The following is a 19,695-nucleotide window of genomic DNA, read 5'->3' on the forward strand; positions in this document are numbered from 1 at the left end:
CTATCTGAAAATCATATTTAAATTTTACACAGCGAACTTTTATTCCCATTGAGTATGACTTATGAAAAAAACCAACCAAGCCTTCGAAAATTGCTGTTTTCAGTCAATCCAAAGGCCATAAAAACCCAATTCATATTAAGTCTTTTCCTTTTTGCCCTTTGCATCAATCCATCTTTTGCGCAGCAAAAGCGAACTAAAATTGGTGTAGCAGGACTGACTCACGGTCATGTAGGATGGATCTTGAATGCTAAAGACCGGGAAGATTTGGAAATCGTCGGAATAGCAGAGCCGAATAGAGAGTTAGCAAAAAGGCTAACTGAACAACACGGAATTTCTATGGATTTGGTCTTTGACTCGCTGGAGGAAATGCTAGAGAAAACAAATCCTGAGGCAGTCACAGCTTTTGGAAATATCTACGATCACCTTGCAGTGGTTGAAGCTTGTGCTCCAAAGGGAATTCACGTAATGGTAGAAAAGCCTCTGGCTGTAAGCTTGGAGCATGCGGTGAAAATGAAGGAATTGGCAGAAAAGCATAACATTCATCTGATCACCAATTATGAAACAACTTGGTATCCGAGCACTTTCAAGGCGTATGAGATTCTCAAAAACGGTGAAGTCGGGGACCTGCGCAAAGTGGTGGTTCGAGACGGCCACCGAGGGCCAAAAAAAATCGGAGTCAGTGATGAGTTTCTAGAATGGCTAACTGACCCGAAGCTGAATGGCGGAGGAGCGCTGATAGATTTTGGCTGCTATGGGGCAAATCTGGTAACTTGGTTGGAAAATGGACAGCTCCCAAAATCTGTAACAGCAGTGACTCACCAACTTCAGTCAGAAAATAATCCTAAAGTGGACGATGAAGCAACTATAATCTTAAACTATGAGGATTCTCAGGCCATAATTCAGGCTTCCTGGAACTGGCCAATTGGTAGAAAGGATATGGAAATCTACGGACTGAAAGGTGCCATCTATGCTGATAACCCAACAGATATCCGGGTTCAATATGCTGAAGGCTATTCCGGTTTTGAAGAAAATGAGTTTGAATTGGAATATCAGAATACACCTTTTGAAGATCCCTTCACTCTTTTCCTGGCCGTCATCAACGGAGAACTGACGCTGGAAGCATATGCTTTGCCTTCCTTGGAAAACAACATGATCGTCGTAAAAATACTTTCCGCTGCTGTAGAAAGCGCAAAGACTGGAAAGACGGTTTTTTTGAAGTAGAGGTTTTGAGAAGGAAGGTAGGAGAAATGCTATCGAAGTGAAACAAGGAAGAGCATCATTCGGCAGAAGAAGATTTTTCAGATAGTTTTACAAACTATCTGAACTAAAAACTCTATTCGTACCCCCAAGAACTGCAGCAACTATTTTATCTGATTTCTGACTCCAAAATTTTAGAATCTTGGCTCTTTATCTGAAACCATGCTACCCACATCTTACTCCTAAATACTTCTTAAAGCTCCTTAATCTTCAGATTCTTAAATATCACGCCCTGGCCTTCACTCTGCAATCCTATATAACCTTCGGTTAGCGCTTGACCATCAACTTTGTATTGGGGATCAAAATTATTGGCCACTCCGCCTCCTATTTGCGGCTTAGTGTATTGAAGTACCGTATCTCCATTCACCATGTGGATCACCAAGGAATCGCCGAAAACGATCAGGTCGGCTTTCACCCACTCGTCCCATTTGAAAGTCGGGGAAGTGGAATTGATACAGTGCCTTGGATCTTTTTCACCTTTGAAAAAGACGTCTGTCCCTGGTGAGCACATATTTCCTGTCGGTCTCGGAACTCCTTCTTCTTCTTCAGAAAGCATCTGCCATTCTACCGAAATCGGCCAATCCTGCTCTTTCAGAATCGTTTCTGGTGCCTGAGAGTGAAACATCACTCCACTATTTCTATAAGTATAGCTGGCCGCATCTTCTAGCCATTGATCTGTGAATCTATATTCCCAGGTCATATGAAAAGCTGAAAAAGGCTTTTTGTAAAACAAATGCCCATAGCGATCATTAAATCCCTCATTGTAATCATCGTAATTCACCTCAATTGCGCCATCCACTACACGAAAGGTGTTTTGATAATTATCCCCAGCTTCGTGATGATAGATTTTTGGAGTCCAATTCTCAAGATTCTCTCCATTGAACATATCAATCCATTCTGCCTTTGGCTCTTGTACTTCTTGAATTTCTGTTTTCTCGGAGTTACAGGAAACCAATATACTTCCCAGTAGGGATGCTATAAGTGCTTTTCTAAACATGAAGGTAAAAGTTGAAATAAATAGAATGAGGTAAGTTAAGCAATTCCTGGATTTAAAATTCCAGTTTGGTCTGAATGAGCTCAATCTGAGGAAGTATGGCAAGCAGCAAATGATTTTCCAACTAAAAACTGAAATGCATGTTTTTGGATTTTGGCCGTAATTGATTCAACAGTACCCATCATTTCTCCGTCAATTTGAAATTCCGCCCCTTCTGGGTTCAAAAGCTGACATTCCTCAACTGCCCAGGTTTTGATTCCTTCAACTTGATCCAAATCCCCTTTAAAGAAGGCCATTGTCATTCGAATATAATCTTCGACAGTCTCGGGGTTAAGGGCAATAATTTCGAATTTACCATCATCCATGAGTCCCTTGCAATTCACAATTGCTCCGGTACCGTACTGGTCACCATTGGCAATCACAATCATTTTGGCTCTAAGTTCTATTGCCTTTTCCGCGATTGTCAGGCGAAAGCTCTTTGCCTCTGTACCGAAAATTTCAGAAAATGAATTTTTCACATAACCCAGCATTCCCCGGGATTCCTCTTGTTCAAATTTTTGAATCAGGTTGGCATTAATCCCAAAATCCGCCAAATGCAAACAAAGCTCCCCGTTGATGTCAATTGCATCAATGGGGTGGATATCAAAATCCCGAACAGCTTCCCAGGAATCCACAATATCATTGATTCCCAGACATTTTGCCAGGCCATTAGCTGATCCTAAAGGTAAAACACACAGCGGTGTCTGCTTACGATGAAGGCATTTGGCTACCAGCTTAACTGTCCCATCTCCCCCTCCTATCATTACAAGATCAGGTTTGAATTCTTCATATTTAGCAAGGATTTTTGATTCATCATGCTCACCTGTAGTTTTCCATAATTCTACCTCAAAATCAGAAAGTTTAACTTTCGCCATTTCGAGAAGTTCAACTTCAGTAGTAGAGTCGTTCCCCGAGAAAGGATTATATATTAAAAGACATTTTCTGGCCATTGGAAGTACAGGTTAAATTACTGGATCATTAACTCTTTTTCTACTATTGCTATTGCCTCTTCAGATGACTCTATGAAATGGAATCGATCAAATTCATGAAGATTCTTCAATTCACTTTTTCTGGCTGAATCCAACTTACCTACTACTCTAATGAAAACATCTTTCACTCTTCCGGGATAATCCTGAATGACCTGAGCATAGATCTCAGGATCATGCTGACCGCTATCTCCAATCAAGTAAAATAACATTTCAGGATACATTTCCATAAGCATCTCGATCTTTTGTAATTTGTGAAAGTGATCACCACCACCAGACTTCCAGATATTCTTCATGTTGATATGCTTGTCCTTAAGCAAAATTGGCCCTTCGGGAATATGCCTATACCGAAGAAAATCTTTAATCAAGTCAAAAAGTGACCAATCGCTACTCGATACATAAAATATAGGTAAAGCATTTTCATTGGTTATTTTCTTATAAAATTCCGACACCCCAGGCAAGGGTCTTCTTGTGTAGGCATTCTTCGAAATAGAAAGCCAAAACTTCTTTCCAATTTCAGAAGAATGGGAGATAATAACCGTATCATCTATATCAGATATTACACCTAATTTACCTGCATACCTCGTCACCTCCATATACGCAACCAGAGACTTCTTAGAGGCTGGCTCCAAGACCTGAAAAGTCACTACCTCATTCTGCTCAGTACTGGGTTGTGAATCCCCGATCTGTAGTTCAAAAACCCCATCCTCATCAGTCGAAACTGTATAGCTTTTTTCCTGAAAGGTAATTTCCACTTTTGCCATAGGCACAGATGAGCCTGAATACCTTTTCAGTGCCGCAATAATATTGGAGAGCCAATTATTTCTAGATGAAGGTCTTTTCTGCGTGTAAGCCTTGATTACTCTTCCTTTGAAAAAAACTTCAGTGTCATTTCCAAATGCTAAAAAAGGCTCTACTTTAATTCTGTCCTGCTTACTAATTCTCATCGAATAGTCTGATAGTTGGTACACTAGCACTAACGCAAAAATCACGCATATAGTAAGCAGGACATTTCTCATTTATCAAGAAAAGAGCCTCGGAAATATTTTACATCAGTGTTTCCAATCGTAGTCATCAATCTGCTCAAGGCAAGATTTAAGCAAAGCTATTGAATCAGCAATATCTTTCTTGTGAGCCATCTCTATCACCTGATGTAGATGTCTAGTCGGGATAGAAATCGCTCCAGCTATCGCTCCCTGTTTCCCCATACGCTGTACCCCGGCTGTATCTGTTCCTCCCGCTACCAAGATTTCAGGCTGCCATAAAATTTTGGATTTATCAGCAGTTTGCTTCATAAATTCGACCATACGATAATCACAGATTGTCATGGCATCCATGATTTTGATTGCTGTCCCTTTGCCAAGCTCTGTCACTTTCTCATGAGCCTGAGCTCCTGGAACATCGAAAGCAATCGTGGTATCCAGGGCAATTCCGAAATCAGGATTAATACCATGCGCAGCTACATTTGCTCCTCTGAGACCAACTTCTTCCTGCACGGTGAAAGTCGCGTAAACATCATAAGCCGGGTTTTCCAGCTGTCTCAGTGTTTCTATAAGAATGAATACAGCGACACGATTATCGATCGACTTACAATTAACGCAATCTCCCATTTCGATCAATTCCCGATTTCTGGTGACCGGATCTCCTACCGTGACGTATTTCTCCACTTCCTCTTTAGGCAAACCCAGGTCTATAAAAAAATCTGTGGTTTTAGGAAGTTTAGTTCTTTCCTCGGTAGACATTACGTGTATTGGCTTGCTTCCCATCACACCTACCAGATCTTTTTTGCCATGCACGATCACGCGCTGGGCAGTAAGTGTTTTTGGGTCAAACCCACCCAAAGTATGGAATCTCAAGAATCCGCAATCATCAATATGAGTGACAATAAATCCTATTTCATCCATATGCGCAGCCACCATCACCCGCTTTCCATCTGCGTTTCTCTTACCTTTTTTGAGGGCAATCACATTCCCTATATTATCAACCCTCACATCATCTGCCAGTGGAGTGACCAGATCAATTACTAAATCACGAACTCTTTTCTCAAACCCGGGAGCTCCGGCGATTTCACATATTTCTTTTAAAAGGCTTACGTTTATGTCCATTTTCTATTTTTTTGATTGTGTGAAATTAAGGATTTGATATATCTTGAAAACAACAAAGGCACAAAGAATAGCTTCCTTGTGCCTTTATTTCTTGATTTTTATGTCTTAGTTAAAAACATAAAATATAATAAATTCTACTATTAATATGCCCTAACTGTCTTGCCTTCCATAAAATTGACGAATGACTTATTAACTACCCTCATGCCCCCAGTGGTAGGGTAATCTCCTGTGAAATACCAATCTCCAAGATGCTCAGGGCAGCACTTGTGAAGATTATCTACAGTCTGGTAAATCACTTTCACTTCAGCCTTGATATCTTCATTGGTAACGATCTCGGAGATTTTTTCAGAGATCTCATCATCAGTAAATGAGTTGTAGACACCTTTCACAAAGTTTTCGGTAGAATAGGGAGATGCCACGCAAGAATCGTAGACCTGATCTAATGTGTTTTCGATTTTTCTCTCCTTGATTAAAGCCAAAGCAGCCCTGAAAGCAATAAACTCTTTCATTTTGGACATATCTATGCCATAACAGTCAGGGAATCTGATCTGAGGAGCTGACGAAACAATGATAATACGTTTCGGATTTAGTTTATCCAGTGTTGTGAGTATGCTTTTCTCAAGGGTGGTTCCCCTTACAATACTATCGTCTATCACTACAAGTGTATCAATACCAGATTTGATTACCTCATATGTGGTATCATACACATTGGCCACAATAGAATCCCGATCATCATCATTGGTAATGAAGGTTCTCAATTTCACATCCTTACTTACGAGTTTTTCCACTCTAGGACGGAAATTCAACAATTCATCTAAATCACCCATGTGGGGTTTACCGTCCACGAATACTTCTCTTCTTTTGGCTGCCAAATAATCCTCCAAACCTTCGATCATACCCAGAAATGCGGTTTCCGCAGTATTCGGTATGTACGAAAACACAGTGTTTTTCAAATCGAAATCAATTGCTTTTAAGATCTGGGGGATCAAAGCTCGACCAAGGTTTTTTCGCTCTTGGTAGATATTAGGATCTGTTCCTCTAGAGAAATAGATTCGTTCAAAAGAGCAGGATTTTTTCTCTCTTGCCGGCATTATTTCCGATTCCGCGAACGAGCCATCCTTATTGATGACCAAAGCATGTCCAGGCTGAATCTCCTTGATGGAATTAAAATTAATATCGAAGGCTGATTTAATTGCTGGCTTTTCCGAAGCAACTACAATCACCTCATCATCAGCATAATAATATGCAGGACGAATACCTGAAGGATCTCTAACTACGAAAGCCGAACCATTTCCTACGATGCCAGCCATAGCATAACCACCATCAAAGTCTCTGCAAGATCTTCTAAGGATCCTAGCCATATCCAATTCATCCTCAATCACTTGAGTAATCTGTTCATTGGAGAATTGGTGCTTATATTTATCAAAAATACGTTGGTTTTCCTCGTCTAGGAAGTGACCGATTTTCTCCATCACTGTGACAGTATCAGTTTTTTCCTTTGGGTGCTGACCTAGCTGTACCAGCTTATCAAAAAGCTCCTCAACATTGGTCATGTTGAAGTTACCGGCCATGACCAAGTTACGGCTTCTCCAGTTATTCTGCTTTAGGAAAGGGTGACAGGTTTCTATCGAGTTTTCTCCATGCGTACCATATCTCAGATGTCCCAGCCAAACCTCTCCTGTGAACGCGATATTTTCTTTAAGCCAAGTTCCGTCAGAAAGTGCATCATGACCTCCGATTTTCTTGGCTTTTTTATACTTTCGGTTGATTTTATCAAAAATATAATTGACAGCGGAAGGCTCAATGGATCTATATCTACTAATATAACGGGTCCCAGGCTTTGTGTCAATCTTGACATTGGCGACACCTGCACCATCCTGGCCTCTATTGATTTGTTTTTGCATCAAGACATAGAGCCTGTTAGAGGCGAAAGCCGCTGTCCCATATTTATCGATGTAATACTGGGCAGGTTTTCGCAATCTAATCATTGCTATGCCGCATTCGTGTTTGATAGCGTCACTCATAGAGTCTGGCAAATGTTATTTTGAAGAATCAAAGGTAATTGTTTTTTGAAGATATTCTGGGCAAAATAAGTTCTCTTTGCTTTCCTAAAATTTGGCAAATCATTCTTTTTTTGATCTATCTCAAATACTCTTCCTACTCTCCTACACTTGGTTTCCTAGTACAATCTGACGGAATATTCCACAATCAATTTTAGTGATTTCCCCGCTACCACCCCCTATCTCCTTCTAATCCCAGCTGGCACGATGATAGTAGTCTAAAAACAAGGGAAACAATATGATCTTAATTTGATAACAGCTCCCAAAACTATTTATATAAAATGGCCAAAGTTATTCTTGCTAAGTCAGCGAAAGCATTTTCTATCGCGTGGAAGAATCAAAAATAGTTGCTCAATCTCCTAAGTAAAAATGCACCGGACATTTGTCTGGTGCTTTTTTTGTTAATTAGCTCTATAAAGAAAGAAAGTAATTCATGAAGAATATATTATTAGTAGAGGATGATCTGACCTATTCCAGGATTGTCAAGACTTTTCTTGAGAAAAATGGATTTGCTGTTCAGACTGCCGTCAAAGTCAAAGAAGCCCAGCAATTTTTCAGTAACTCTAAATTTGATTTGATCATAGCCGATTTCAGACTACCTGACGGCACAGGAATGGAGCTACTTCAGTGGTCAAAAAGCAATTACCCACAAACTCAGGTAATTCTGATCACCCATTATTCTGATATTCGGATTGCTATAAAAGCCATGAAACTTGGAGCATTCGAATATATTACCAAGCCAATCAACCCCGATGAACTATTGGCGACTGTAAACGAATCTCTATCGGCCAGCGCGCCGAAAACTACAACTGCAGAAACCAGCGCTGCCCCACCTTCTTCAAAGAAAAAAAGCAAAAGCAGCTATGTGGTAGGAAGCTCAGTAGAAGCCAACAAACTTGAAAAACATATTCAATTAGTCGCACCTACCGATCTTAGCGTGCTGGTGCTAGGAGAAACGGGAACAGGAAAAGAGTTTGTTTCAAGAAGAATTCACGATTTATCTACCAGGAAAGACGGTCCTTTTATCGCAATCGATTGTGGAGCTTTACCTAAAGAACTTGCTGGAAGTGAACTTTTTGGACATGTAAAAGGGGCCTTTACTGGAGCACTGGAAAACAAAACAGGCCATTTTGAAATGGCTAATGGAGGCACAATCTTCCTGGATGAAATCGGAAACTTGGGCTATGAAGTTCAAATCCAGCTTCTCAGAGCAATACAGGAAAGAACAATCAGAAAAATCGGTGGCAACAAAGAAATCCAAATCGACGTGCGGATTATAGCAGCTACAAATGACAACCTATTGATACAGGCAGGAGATGGGCATTTTCGTGAGGATTTATATCACCGCCTAAATGAGTTTACACTGAGTGCGATTCCCCTCAGAAGCAGGAAAGAGGATTTGGAAGATTTTGCAGATCAATTCTTGGACGAAAGTAATGAGCGACTCGGAAAAAATGTCAAAGGATTTTCTCCGGAAGTTTGGGAGATTTTTCTTGGCTATGACTGGCCAGGAAACTTGCGGGAATTAAGAAATATAATCAAACGGGCAGTACTACTTTCCCCCGGCTCCCATGTAGAAAAAGAATCTTTGCCCACAGATCTGTATGAGCCTTCCTCGAGCTTTCCGGGAACCAAACCAGGTCTTAAGTCCTTCTCAGTACCATCGGATTTGCCTTCACCAAAAGACTACAAATCGCAATGGGTAGAGCAAGAAAAAGAATTAATTCAAAAAGTCCTGATGGACACCAAATTCAATAAATCCAAAACAGCGCGCATTCTTAACATGGACCGTAAAACCCTTTACAGCAAAATGGAAAAATATGGACTGGACTAGGTTATTACATTAGCGGTTTTTTTGATGGTCTCGGTAAGAGCTCCCAGCAAGATTCGGATCTCCTCATCAAGCTGATTAAGTGTATCACCGAGGCCATTTTTATTACCAATTTTCAAGCTGTTTTCTACTTTTCTGGCTGTCTGGCCAGCGGGACTTTTTATTTGCCCCAGACGACTTCCCAACTGATGGCAAATCTCCAAGATCTGGTCAAAATCCTCATTCCTCCTTGCCTCTTTCATTTTGTCGAGATCCTTTTTCGTCTCTGTTATTAACTCCCGCACGATGTCCTGAAGTAATAATTCATCTCCCATGCAGAATCTAGCTAAGTCCTTAAGCTGAAACAATGTACTTTCAGATTCGCTTATTGACTGAGTTGTAGGTATATCTTTTACTATGTGATTTGGAAAAAACTTACCTAAGCATTCAATCAGAACACGCTCTTGGAAAGGTTTGAAAATAATTTCCGTAAACCCGCTTTCCATCATTTTTTCCCGCTCCTCCAGGAAGACATTAGCTGTCATGGCCAGGATCGGCATTTCTTTATACATATCAATATGCCTTAGCCTACTCACTACATCGAAACCAGAGAACTCAGGCATCTGTATATCCAAAATAGCTAGATCAAAATCAATTGCTACAAATTCATCCCTGAAGTTTGTTCCACCAGGATAAGTAATAATTGAAGCCCCGAAATAACTAAGAATGGTTTCTAAATACCTAATTCCTACTTTATCATCATCTACCAGGAGGATTTTGAGGCCAGACAAATCAAGGGACACGATTTCATCTGCGTTGAATTCTATATGCTGGGATTCTGTAGCCGTCATTGGTAATTTCACCAGCATAGAAGTTCCCTCGTGCTCCACGCTTGATGCTGTAATCTCTCCTTCCATCAAAGACACGAGACGCTGCACAATCGCCAATCCCAGGCCTGTTCCCCCATATTTTCTGGAAATCGAAGTATCTGCCTGATCAAATTCTCGAAAGACCTTTTCAAGTACCGCATGAGACATGCCTATACCGGTGTCCTTAATTTCCACAGTTAGCACACCATTACCCCACCCCACATTTACACAGATTGACCCTTCTGATGTGAACTTGAAAGCATTACTCAGCAAGTTGTTTAGTATCTGCTTGAGCCTAAGCTGATCTCCAATCAACCACATATCTTTAGGGAGATCCAGAGACCACTCAAACCCGATCTTTTTTTCTGCCGCCTGTAATTCGAAGAAATTCTGCAAGGAAGAAAAAAGCGATTCCGGATCGAATGGACGTGCTTCCAATTTTAATTTGCCCGCCTCTAGCTTGGAAAAATCCAGTACTTCATCAACAATTTCCATCAGTGTATCAGAAGCAAAGCCTATCATTCTCAAATGAGATTGCTGGTTGGAATCCAGTTCAGATTTTTCCAAAACTGATCTATATCCCTGAATTACATGAAGTGGATTCCGGATCTCATGACTCATATTGGCCAAAAATTCCTGTTTAGATCGCGCCAGTTGTTCAGATTTCAGTCTGGAAACCTCCAGATTTTCCTGATATTTCTTAGTCACTTTGATCTCCTTCAAGATAGAATAAACCATGATAGCAGCACCTATTACGGCCAAGATCACAATCATGATCAAGAAATAGGTCATATCATAGGTCAACTTATATGCAGAATCATTTTGGCGATCTGATTTCTCAAGAGCACGTTGTTGTAGGGTGCTTACCAGATTCTGTATTGTGTTGATGATCTTGCTTTGGCTGATTGAAATATCAGCTTCCATTTTTGCCAGCCTCTGCCGCTGAAAAGCCTCTTCCCGGTTAACTCTATTAATAACACCTTTGATACTATACAGGACACTATCTAATGTCTGCACTGCAGGTAAATTGGGATCCCGAAGATTTTGCCTTTGCAAATCTCGTAGATAGGCAATAGACTGATCATCTTCCCTGCTTATGATAGCCTGATCAGCTTTGGCTTCCTGACGCATAGAGATTTCTTGTTCCAGTTCATTAAAAAGATAATCCTTCGGGTTGATCTTGCCAATGGGTCGTTGTTCGAGGGTCGCTGCACGTCTGCGAATTCCAAGCTCCACTTTATTTAGCGCTTCTTGGGTGAAATTCTTATTGGCTAAATTTGACTTTACCTCATATAGATTAATGTAGCCAACAATAAGCGTGTCTAGATTGGTCTGTACACTTTGTATGTAAGTTCTTTCAAGGGAATCCTCTGCAAGAGAGCCTAATTCCCGAAGCTTCTTCTTGAGTGAAGTGACACTGGAATCCTGAACTCTAAAATCCGCATCTATCCCTGAGTGGTCCAGTTGGGTAATTTGTATGATTTCGGATTGAAGTTCATTGAGAAGATTGAGTTTCTGATTAGGTTCGGCAAGCTCCTTCATGGTGGCAAGGAGTCTATTCTGTGTATAATAAGTCAACCCTGCCATCCCAATCAGGAATATAGCAGCTATGAAAAAGCCGGTAACGACTTTCCCTGCGGTACTCGAACTTGGGGACTTTCTTTTCATCAAAAACACATTACCCCAGAAACCAATAACTATTCCAAGTGGGGATTAAAACTTTAGGACAGTATAACCTTTTGGTACATACGTAGACACCGTTGTCAGGGCCGAAAGGGCCACTGATGCTCCTGGGTATAAATCATCTCTATTGAAACCCCTGGCATGCATCGATTGTCCACAAACCAGCACCTCTACTCCCGCCGCTTCCAATGCCTCATACACCGGGAGATTAGGGTTGTCAGTATTAAAACGTTTATTGTACTCCTCATTGTTCAGTACAGTAAAGATCGCTGGGCCATGAACCACAACTTTCACATGCATACGTTCATTAGGAACACCGGCCAGACCATGAAGATTCATCATTCTGGCCACATTATCAACCCAACGGCTAATCTCAGCATTTTCTGCACCGCCTGTAGACATATCCACTAAAATATAATACTCCAGGTTTCCATCAGGTTTTTCGGTAGCGTCAGGAACTTCATAAACACCTCCAAATCCCTTTACGAGAGGGAACTGGGCAGTTTGGGCAAAAGAAAGCCCAGTGGCAAAAAGCGCAAAACAAAAAGCAGTCAAAGCTAATAAACGTGTCATATGTGAGTAATTAGGCTGAAAATGTAAGGAAAATAATGGGGAGAAGTGAGGAGGCAGATGGAAAAGGAGAACTTAATTTTCATTCAGTTGAATTTAATAGCCGCCTTTCCTCTCATCACGAAGGGCATATGCCATTTCCCCAAGTTTTGGTTTCTGAAGACACAAACCGCGGGGAAGATACTCTTTTATAGAATCTAAGCCTCTTGGAGTTAAAGCCATAACCGAAATTATAATTGCTTTAAAAAGTGCTATAAATTAAAATAAAAAAGGCTTATACGTTCAGTATAGGCCTTTGTGCGCACGAGAGGATTCGAACCTCCACACTACTTAAAGCACCAGCCCCTCAAGCTGGCGTGTCTACCAGTTTCACCACGTGCGCGGTTAACAGTTTGCAAAAGTACCTGACTTGCCTATTCGATGCAAATCGGACACAAATCTTTTGCAATTATTTTATCGGGAAGTCCTTTACGCCCCCTGCTATATCTCACGAAAGGAAGTAACGATTACCCGTAAACTTTTTTCTCTGCTGCCAAGAGTGTATTGTATAGTAATGAGGCAATGGTCATCGGACCTACTCCACCAGGAACGGGGGTGATCGCAGAAGCAATTTCAGACACTTCTTCAAATTTCACATCTCCTACCAACCTGAATCCTGACTTTTTACTTGCATCCTCGATTCGGTGGATTCCCACATCAATTACAACTGCACCAGGCTTCACCATATCCGCAGTTACGAAATGAGGTTTGCCAAGCGCCACAATAAGAATGTCTGCGGTTTTAGCGATTTCAGGAAGATTGGCAGTTCGGCTATGAGTCAGGGTCACAGTGGCATTCCCTGGATAGCCATTTCTAGCCATCAGAATACTCATCGGGCTTCCCACGATATGACTTCTCCCAATCACTACGCAGTGCTTGCCTGATGTCTCGATATTGTACCGCTTTAGCAATTCAACAATCCCGTAAGGGGTGGCTGCTACATAAGCCGGCCAGTTCAAAGCCATACGTCCCACATTTGCCGGAGTAAAGCCGTCTACATCCTTCTCAGGCTTAATTTTATCAGTTACTTTCTCTACAGAGATATGCTTTGGCAAAGGAAGTTGCACGATCAATCCGTCGATGTCAGGATTCCCGTTGATATCTGCTACCACTTTAAGAAGTTCATCTTCAGAGACATTTTCTCCCAATTTCACCAGAGTTGACTCAAAACCACACTCCCCACAAGCTTTTACTTTAGCGTTAACATAAGTTTGACTTGCGCCATCACTTCCCACAAGGATTGCAGCTAGATGAGGTGTCTTCCCTCCTTCTGCTTTGATTTCTGCCACACGGGCAGCGATTTCGGATTTGATTTGAGATGAGGTGAGCTTTCCGTCAATTAAGATCATTTGATTTACGAATTAGGATTTTGGATTTACGAGATCCTCAGGGACTCCAACCCTTAAATTTTTATAATGATCCAAAAAATCCAATTTAGAATTAGAAGGATCATGCTGTTTTAATACTAGCAACTACAATAGCTACTAATTACTCTGCTTTTTTAATTAGTAGTGTTATTTCGGGAGATAATTCCAACTTGGTATTTATTTCATCAACCCCTGAAAACTCAACAATGAAAGTTGAGAATCGAGGTGCAATTTAAACTCATAAATCGTACTTCTTAAATCGTAAATTCCCTTAATCAAGCTTCAGCACCGCCATAAATGCTTCCTGTGGAACCTCAACGTTTCCGACTTGTCTCATTCGCTTCTTGCCTTTCTTTTGTTTTTCAAGCAGTTTACGCTTGCGTGAAATATCCCCACCATAACACTTCGCCAATACGTTTTTACGCAAGGCTTTTACTGTTTCCCTGGCAATAATTTTCTGTCCAATTGCTGCCTGAATCGCAATTTCAAACATTTGACGAGGCACTAGTTCCTTTAACTTTTCACAGAGTCTTCTCCCCCACTCGTATGCCTTATCGCGGTGAACCACTGCTGACAATGCATCGACAGGCTCCCCATTCAACATCACATCCAGTCTCACCATATGAGAGACCTGATAGCCTTTTAATTCATAATCCAATGAAGCGTAACCTCGAGAAATGGTTTTCAGCTTATCAAAGAAGTCAAAGACAATTTCAGCCAAAGGCATATCAAAGGTCAGTTCCACACGCTCAGAGGTCAGATAAACCTGATTTTTGATCTGCCCCCGCTTATCCATACAAAGCGTAATCACTGCCCCTACATATTCAGCAGCAGTAATGATGGAAGCTTTCACATAAGGCTCTTCAATATGCTTCATCCGTGTTGGATCCGGCATATCTGAGGGTGCATTGATCACCTGATAGGTATCGTTGGTCATCAACGCTTTGAACTGAACGGATGGAACAGTTGTGATCACTGTCATATCAAATTCGCGCTCAAGACGCTCTTGAATAATCTCCATATGAAGCATTCCCAAGAATCCGCATCGGAACCCAAAGCCCAAAGCCATGGAAGTCTCAGGTTCCCAGACAAGTGAAGCATCATTTAGCTGAAGCTTCTCCATAGATGCTCTCAATTCCTCATAATCGGTGGTCTCAACAGGATAAATACCAGCAAAAACCATTGGCTTCACATTTTCAAAACCTTGGATAGCTTTCTCACAAGGTCTCTTAATATGCGTGATGGTATCCCCTACTTTTATTTCTTTGGCAACTTTCACCCCAGAGATCAAATAGCCTACATTCCCGGCACTCATGGTTTGTTGAGGAATTTGGTTCAAACCCAAAATTCCAATTTCATCCGCCTCGTATTCCCTGCCAGTATTTACAAACTTGATTTTATCGCCTTTACTGAAGGTTCCATTGAAAATCCTAAAAATCACTTCAACACCACGGAAAGGATTATAAACCGAATCAAAAATCATTGCTTGAAGCGGCGCATCTGCATCTCCCTTAGGAGCTGGAATTCTAGTGACCACAGCTTTCAGGATATCGTCAATACCAATGCCTGCTTTGCCGGAGGCTAAAATAATATCCTCTCTGTCGCAACCTATCAGATCAATCACCTCATCAGCAACTGCCTCTGGATCTGCACCCGGAAGATCAATTTTATTCAAAACCGGAATGATCTCAAGATCATGGCCAAGAGCCAAATATAAATTGGAAATAGTCTGAGCCTCCACTCCCTGAGAAGCGTCCACAATCAGTAAAGCTCCTTCGCAGGCGGCAATAGACCTGGAAACCTCATAAGAGAAGTCAACGTGACCAGGCGTATCAATCAGGTTGAGCGTGTAAACTTCCCCCTCATGGGTATATTTCATCTGGATCGCATGAGACTTGATTGTGATCCCACGTTCTCGCTCCAAATCCATATTATCCAATAACTGGTTCTGCATATCGCGATCTGCGACAGTATCGGTTTGCTGCAGTAACCTATCCGCCAACGTACTTTTCCCATGATCAATATGGGCTATAATACAGAAATTCCTTATTTTTTGCATATCCATTCTTGGCGCAAAAGTAGTAAATAACTAGGAGATAAGAGAATTTTCAAACTCAATCATCAAGTTTCGCTGACCAAATCCAATCAGCGACCTTCTTCATTACCAAAAGTAAGAAACGAATACCGAAGCAATCTCGATGTTAAAAGATTGCTTCGACCATTTTTCCCTGCCAATAAGATAGCATTTCCTAACTTCGCCCTTTCAAAATCAATTAAAATGCAAACTGTATCCGAAAACAAAAAAGCCAATAATATAGCCGAGTACATTATCTACATGTACCAAATGGAGGACTTGATCAGGTCTTATCAGGGGAATCCAGTCGAAATCAAAACCTTTGTAGTGGAAAAATACCCCGTGCCGGAAGAAGAAAAGGATAAAATTGCTGATTGGTATTTGACACTTCTTCATAAAATGAAATCTCAGGATATTCTGGAAAAAGGCCATCTGGATGAGTTGAATTCGATAGTTGCTGAGCTGGCCCAAATCCACTGGAACCTCCTCAAAACTGACCCCGCCTATTTTGAAGCCTATTCGAAGACCAAGCCATTCCTTATTGAAGCGGTAATGCAGGCAGAAGGGCAAGATCTTGGAAATGAAATCCAGATCTGCCTGAATGGAATTTACGGCTTATTACTATGCAGGCTTCTGGGCAAGAAAGTCTCAGACGAGCAACTGAAGTCAGCAGACGCTTATGGCGCTATTCTCAGCACGTTGAGTTACCATTATAAAGTGAAAAACGCTATTTCAAAAAATTGAATTTTGTTTGAAAAATTTAAAGATTGTCTCTTTCAATCCTCCAAAAACTCCCACACACTCCTATATCCATTATTCTTCTCAAAATAGTGAAGCAGCTCATCAAAGAAAGTATGTTGAGCCAGTGTGCTGCTATCCCCTATAAGTATCAGTCTACGCTTTGCACGTGTGAGAGCAACATTCATTCGTCGCTCTTCTGCCAAGAAGCCAATTTCCCCTTTTTCGTTGGATCGTGTGAGAGAAATCATCATCAGATCCCGCTCTTGCCCTTGAAAGCCATCCACTGTATCTATAGTAATTTGACCTTTCACAGTATTTAAACCTGAATATGCCTGTGAATCAAAAATTAAGGACCGCATCCTCCGGACTTGCGCTCCATAAGGCGCAATCAAACCAACGCTCCAATTATTACGAAGGAAATCATCTACCCCAATTTTTTCCACAAGATCATTTAAGTATTTCGCTGCGAACAAAGCTTCCTCAGGGTTGAAGGTACTCAGGCTTTCCAGCTCCTGCTGATCAGAATAGCCCGCTCCCGCTGTATCAATCCATTCTAAAACCACATTTTCTGCGGGGAAAACATGAGCTTTAGTGCTTTCATCAGCGATCAGTTTTCCTTCGTAAAACTGCTCATTTGAAAAGCCCATAATCGCTTCGGGCATCCGGTATTGTACTTGCAGCATTTGCGCCGCTTGTGGTCTTCTCGATATCACTTTCTCAAAAAGCGTCTCTGCCAATCCATCTTTTGCTGCTTGATAGGATTTGATGATTGGTGGAAGCTGAAAGTGATCTCCTGCAAACACGACTTTCTTAGCTTTCAAAATCGGAATCCATGTCGCTGCCTCTAATCCTTGCGCTGCTTCATCGATAAAGACCACATCAAATTCCATCCCTTTCAGAGTGTAAGACGACGCGCCGACGAGTGTAGAAGCAAACACTTGAGTTCTTTGAAAAATATCGTACTGGATATATTCCTCCAACGATTTGGAAGCTTCCCGCAACCGGGAAACTTCTGCATACATCAACTTCCGCTGAGCCCTTTCCTCAGGGCCAAAATTCCTCTTGTATTGTTTAGCAAGCTTCAGGAATTGATCAGTTTCTCTGCGAAGCTTCTTCAAGTCCCGATAGCTAGTATGAAAAGCTGTTTTTGCATCCAACGTCTGATTAAGAATCTTTTCCTCCACACGGGCAGGATGCCCAAGACGTAACGTTTCTATTCCCCGGTCTATCAGTTTCTCTACCAGCAAATCCACCGCAGCATTACTAGGCGTACATACCAGAATGGATTCGCCGGCAATCACGGCATCTTGGATTGCCTCGATCAGCGTGGTTGTTTTTCCTGTGCCGGGAGGCCCATGAACTACTGCCACATCTTTTGCATTTGCTATCAGCTCGCATGCTTGATTTTGTGAGAAATTGAGATTGGATTTGGGAGAAATTCGCTTTACAGAAAACTCAGAAGCTTTTTCACCTAACAGAATTTCTTTCAATTCTTCTACACGCTTGTTTTCTGAAGAAATCACCCTTTTAAGCGCAAATTCCATTTCTCTGTAACTTGCCTCATCAAAAAGCAAGTCCACTCCAATCTTGCTTACTTCCATCCAGTTAGGAATCTCATCCACTTGCAGGGTCACCGTCATGGAATTATTGCGTACAAAATTGATCACACCGTTTACGCGATACTCCGAGTTTTGACAACTGTCCTGGGTAGTAAAGAATGAAACTGATTTACCTGAACCAAAAGCCGAGGAATAATTAGAATCGCTTCTCTCCACTTCTATCAGTAAGCGCTCCCCCATTCCTACCTTACTTTTTTTCACCTCAATAGGATACCAAGTGATTCCAGCCCTTTTTTTGTCAGCAATAGAGGAATTAAGAAATTTCTGTTTGTATTGTGCGAGGTCTTCTTGCCATTCAAGTTTCAAAAGTTTTAGCCCTTTCTTTAATTCCTCCGTGACTTTGTCCATCAATCCGTATTTTAGCCCGAAACTAATGAAAACCATCCGTGTTTTTCATAACCAGCTATTTCTATGAACTACTTAGCACATGCATACCTTTCATTTGGTCAAGACGAAGTGCTCGTTGGTAATTTCATCGGGGACTTTGTGAAAGGAAAAATGATGAACACCTTCCCCCAGGAAGTTCAAAATGGCATAATGCTTCACAGGGAAATTGACCAATTTACCGATACACACCCACTGGTAAGAGCTGGACAGAGTTACCTGAGACCGAAATTCGGACATTATTCTACAGTAATCACAGATATTTACTTCGATTACTATTTAGCCAATTATTGGGCAAAATTTTCTTATGTTCCCCTAGAGGTTTTTATTCAGAACACGTTTTCCACCCTTAAGCACTATCGGCAGCTTTTCCCCTATCGCTTTGAGACTATGTTTCAATGGATGGTCCAGGACAATTGGCTTTTGAAATACCAGAAAATCGAGGGGATTCGAGAAACATTCACCGGGATGTCTCGACGAACTAAATTTGAATCCAAAATGGAAGTGGCGCACCTAGCCTTATTGGAAAAAGAGGTAGAATTTCAGACGATATTCTTCGCTTTTTTCGAGGATTTGGAGACTTTTGCACGTGAGAAATTATTAGAAATCCAAAATTCCAATGCTGGTCATTAAACCTAAAGTATCCACTTATATTTCATTAAGCCTCGTGCTGCTCATTCTGATCTCTGGGTTGGTATATATTCTGAGAGATTTTGCCTACAAAGGAAGTTTTGGGATTTGGTTTTATTTGATAGCCTGTACCGTAATCACTCTCGTGATTTTGATGCTTTTGGTAAAAATGTTAGCGGGATACAGATTTATAACAGCTGGCAGAGATCAAATCATCGTCAAATTGCCTTTGCGGGGGTACAGCAAAATTTATCCTGTTTCTCAAGTTCTTGCCTGGGAAGAAGAAGTCGTGATGGCTAACAAAAAGGAATTCCGTCAGGTTACAATTGCTTTTTCGGACAAGCAATCCATTTCTGTTTCCAATCATGAGCATGAAGCTTATAAAGACCTTGTTGCCTATTTATCGAAAAAAGCAGGAAAACAAAAGGTGAAAAGTAAAAAAGCCTGAGATAGATCCCAGGCTTCCAT

At 41.3% G+C, this 19,695-nt stretch carries 15 protein-coding genes and 1 tRNA gene; 5 read left to right on the forward strand and 11 right to left on the reverse strand.

Going from position 1 to position 19,695, the window contains the following annotated elements:
* Positions 1 to 54: 54 nt before the first annotated feature.
* Positions 55 to 1,221 carry a Gfo/Idh/MocA family protein gene (locus AS141_RS14480; RefSeq protein WP_082632301.1) on the forward strand — a complete coding sequence of 389 codons (1,167 nt, stop codon included), beginning with the start codon at positions 55 to 57 and terminating at the stop codon, positions 1,219 to 1,221.
* A 229-nt stretch (positions 1,222 to 1,450) separates the two neighbouring features.
* Here AS141_RS14480 and AS141_RS14485 read toward each other — a convergent pair whose 3' ends face one another.
* From AS141_RS14485 to AS141_RS14505, 5 genes are all read right to left on the reverse strand, one after another.
* Positions 1,451 to 2,254, reverse strand: coding sequence for a 3-keto-disaccharide hydrolase (locus AS141_RS14485; protein WP_057938381.1), 804 nt, complete (start codon positions 2,252 to 2,254; stop codon positions 1,451 to 1,453).
* 80 nt (positions 2,255 to 2,334) lie between these two features.
* The gene (locus AS141_RS14490; protein ID WP_057938382.1) at positions 2,335 to 3,240 is read right to left on the reverse strand and encodes a diacylglycerol/lipid kinase family protein; all 906 of its coding nucleotides are present in this window, start codon (positions 3,238 to 3,240) and stop codon (positions 2,335 to 2,337) included.
* Positions 3,241 to 3,257: 17 nt separating this feature from the next.
* On the reverse strand, positions 3,258 to 4,223 hold the full coding sequence (locus tag AS141_RS14495; protein WP_057938383.1) for a phosphatase domain-containing protein: 966 nt from the start codon (positions 4,221 to 4,223) through the stop codon (positions 3,258 to 3,260).
* Positions 4,224 to 4,328: 105 nt separating this feature from the next.
* Positions 4,329 to 5,381 carry a M42 family metallopeptidase gene (locus AS141_RS14500; protein WP_057938384.1) on the reverse strand — a complete coding sequence of 351 codons (1,053 nt, stop codon included), beginning with the start codon at positions 5,379 to 5,381 and terminating at the stop codon, positions 4,329 to 4,331.
* A gap of 140 nt (positions 5,382 to 5,521) precedes the next feature.
* Positions 5,522 to 7,405 (reverse strand): amidophosphoribosyltransferase, encoded by a 1,884-nt coding sequence (locus tag AS141_RS14505; RefSeq protein WP_057938385.1) that lies wholly within the window; start codon positions 7,403 to 7,405, stop codon positions 5,522 to 5,524.
* A 469-nt stretch (positions 7,406 to 7,874) separates the two neighbouring features.
* Here AS141_RS14505 and AS141_RS14510 point away from each other — a divergent pair, with 469 nt between their 5' ends.
* Complete coding sequence (locus tag AS141_RS14510; RefSeq protein ID WP_057938386.1) at positions 7,875 to 9,275, forward strand: sigma-54-dependent transcriptional regulator; 1,401 nt, start codon at positions 7,875 to 7,877, stop codon at positions 9,273 to 9,275.
* Here AS141_RS14510 and AS141_RS14515 read toward each other — a convergent pair.
* From AS141_RS14515 to lepA, 5 genes are all read right to left on the reverse strand, one after another.
* Positions 9,272 to 11,788: a hybrid sensor histidine kinase/response regulator gene (locus tag AS141_RS14515; RefSeq protein ID WP_057938387.1), complete on the reverse strand. Its 2,517-nt coding sequence runs from the start codon at positions 11,786 to 11,788 to the stop codon at positions 9,272 to 9,274. The genes AS141_RS14510 and AS141_RS14515 overlap by 4 nt on opposite strands.
* A gap of 45 nt (positions 11,789 to 11,833) precedes the next feature.
* Complete coding sequence (locus tag AS141_RS14520) at positions 11,834 to 12,376, reverse strand: DsrE family protein (RefSeq protein ID WP_057938388.1); 543 nt, start codon at positions 12,374 to 12,376, stop codon at positions 11,834 to 11,836.
* A gap of 295 nt (positions 12,377 to 12,671) precedes the next feature.
* Positions 12,672 to 12,755: transfer RNA gene (locus AS141_RS14525), tRNA-Leu, on the reverse strand.
* Positions 12,756 to 12,879: 124 nt separating this feature from the next.
* Positions 12,880 to 13,761, reverse strand: a complete 882-nt coding sequence (locus AS141_RS14530; protein ID WP_057938389.1) for a bifunctional 5,10-methylenetetrahydrofolate dehydrogenase/5,10-methenyltetrahydrofolate cyclohydrolase — start codon at positions 13,759 to 13,761, stop codon at positions 12,880 to 12,882.
* 289 nt (positions 13,762 to 14,050) lie between these two features.
* A complete protein-coding gene (gene lepA, locus AS141_RS14535; RefSeq protein WP_057938390.1) occupies positions 14,051 to 15,844 on the reverse strand; it encodes a translation elongation factor 4 in 1,794 nt (597 codons plus the stop codon).
* A 213-nt stretch (positions 15,845 to 16,057) separates the two neighbouring features.
* On the opposite strand from lepA, the gene AS141_RS14540 reads away from it, so the two are divergent.
* Positions 16,058 to 16,597, forward strand: a complete 540-nt coding sequence (locus tag AS141_RS14540; protein WP_057938391.1) for a DUF4924 family protein — start codon at positions 16,058 to 16,060, stop codon at positions 16,595 to 16,597.
* A gap of 32 nt (positions 16,598 to 16,629) precedes the next feature.
* On the opposite strand, the gene AS141_RS14545 is transcribed toward AS141_RS14540, so the two are convergent.
* Positions 16,630 to 18,561, reverse strand: a complete 1,932-nt coding sequence (locus tag AS141_RS14545; RefSeq protein ID WP_057938392.1) for an AAA domain-containing protein — start codon at positions 18,559 to 18,561, stop codon at positions 16,630 to 16,632.
* 63 nt (positions 18,562 to 18,624) lie between these two features.
* Between AS141_RS14545 and AS141_RS14550 the strand changes: the two genes are divergently transcribed.
* Together AS141_RS14550 and AS141_RS14555 are read left to right on the forward strand one after the other, a co-directional pair.
* Positions 18,625 to 19,230, forward strand: a complete 606-nt coding sequence (locus AS141_RS14550) for an acyl carrier protein phosphodiesterase (RefSeq protein ID WP_057938393.1) — start codon at positions 18,625 to 18,627, stop codon at positions 19,228 to 19,230.
* Positions 19,217 to 19,675, forward strand: coding sequence for a hypothetical protein (locus AS141_RS14555; protein WP_057938394.1), 459 nt, complete (start codon positions 19,217 to 19,219; stop codon positions 19,673 to 19,675). The genes AS141_RS14550 and AS141_RS14555 overlap by 14 nt, the downstream gene beginning before the upstream one ends.
* Positions 19,676 to 19,695 lie beyond the last annotated feature (20 nt).

Source organism: Algoriphagus resistens, from assembly GCF_001442615.1.
GTDB classification, from domain to species: domain Bacteria; phylum Bacteroidota; class Bacteroidia; order Cytophagales; family Cyclobacteriaceae; genus Algoriphagus; species Algoriphagus resistens.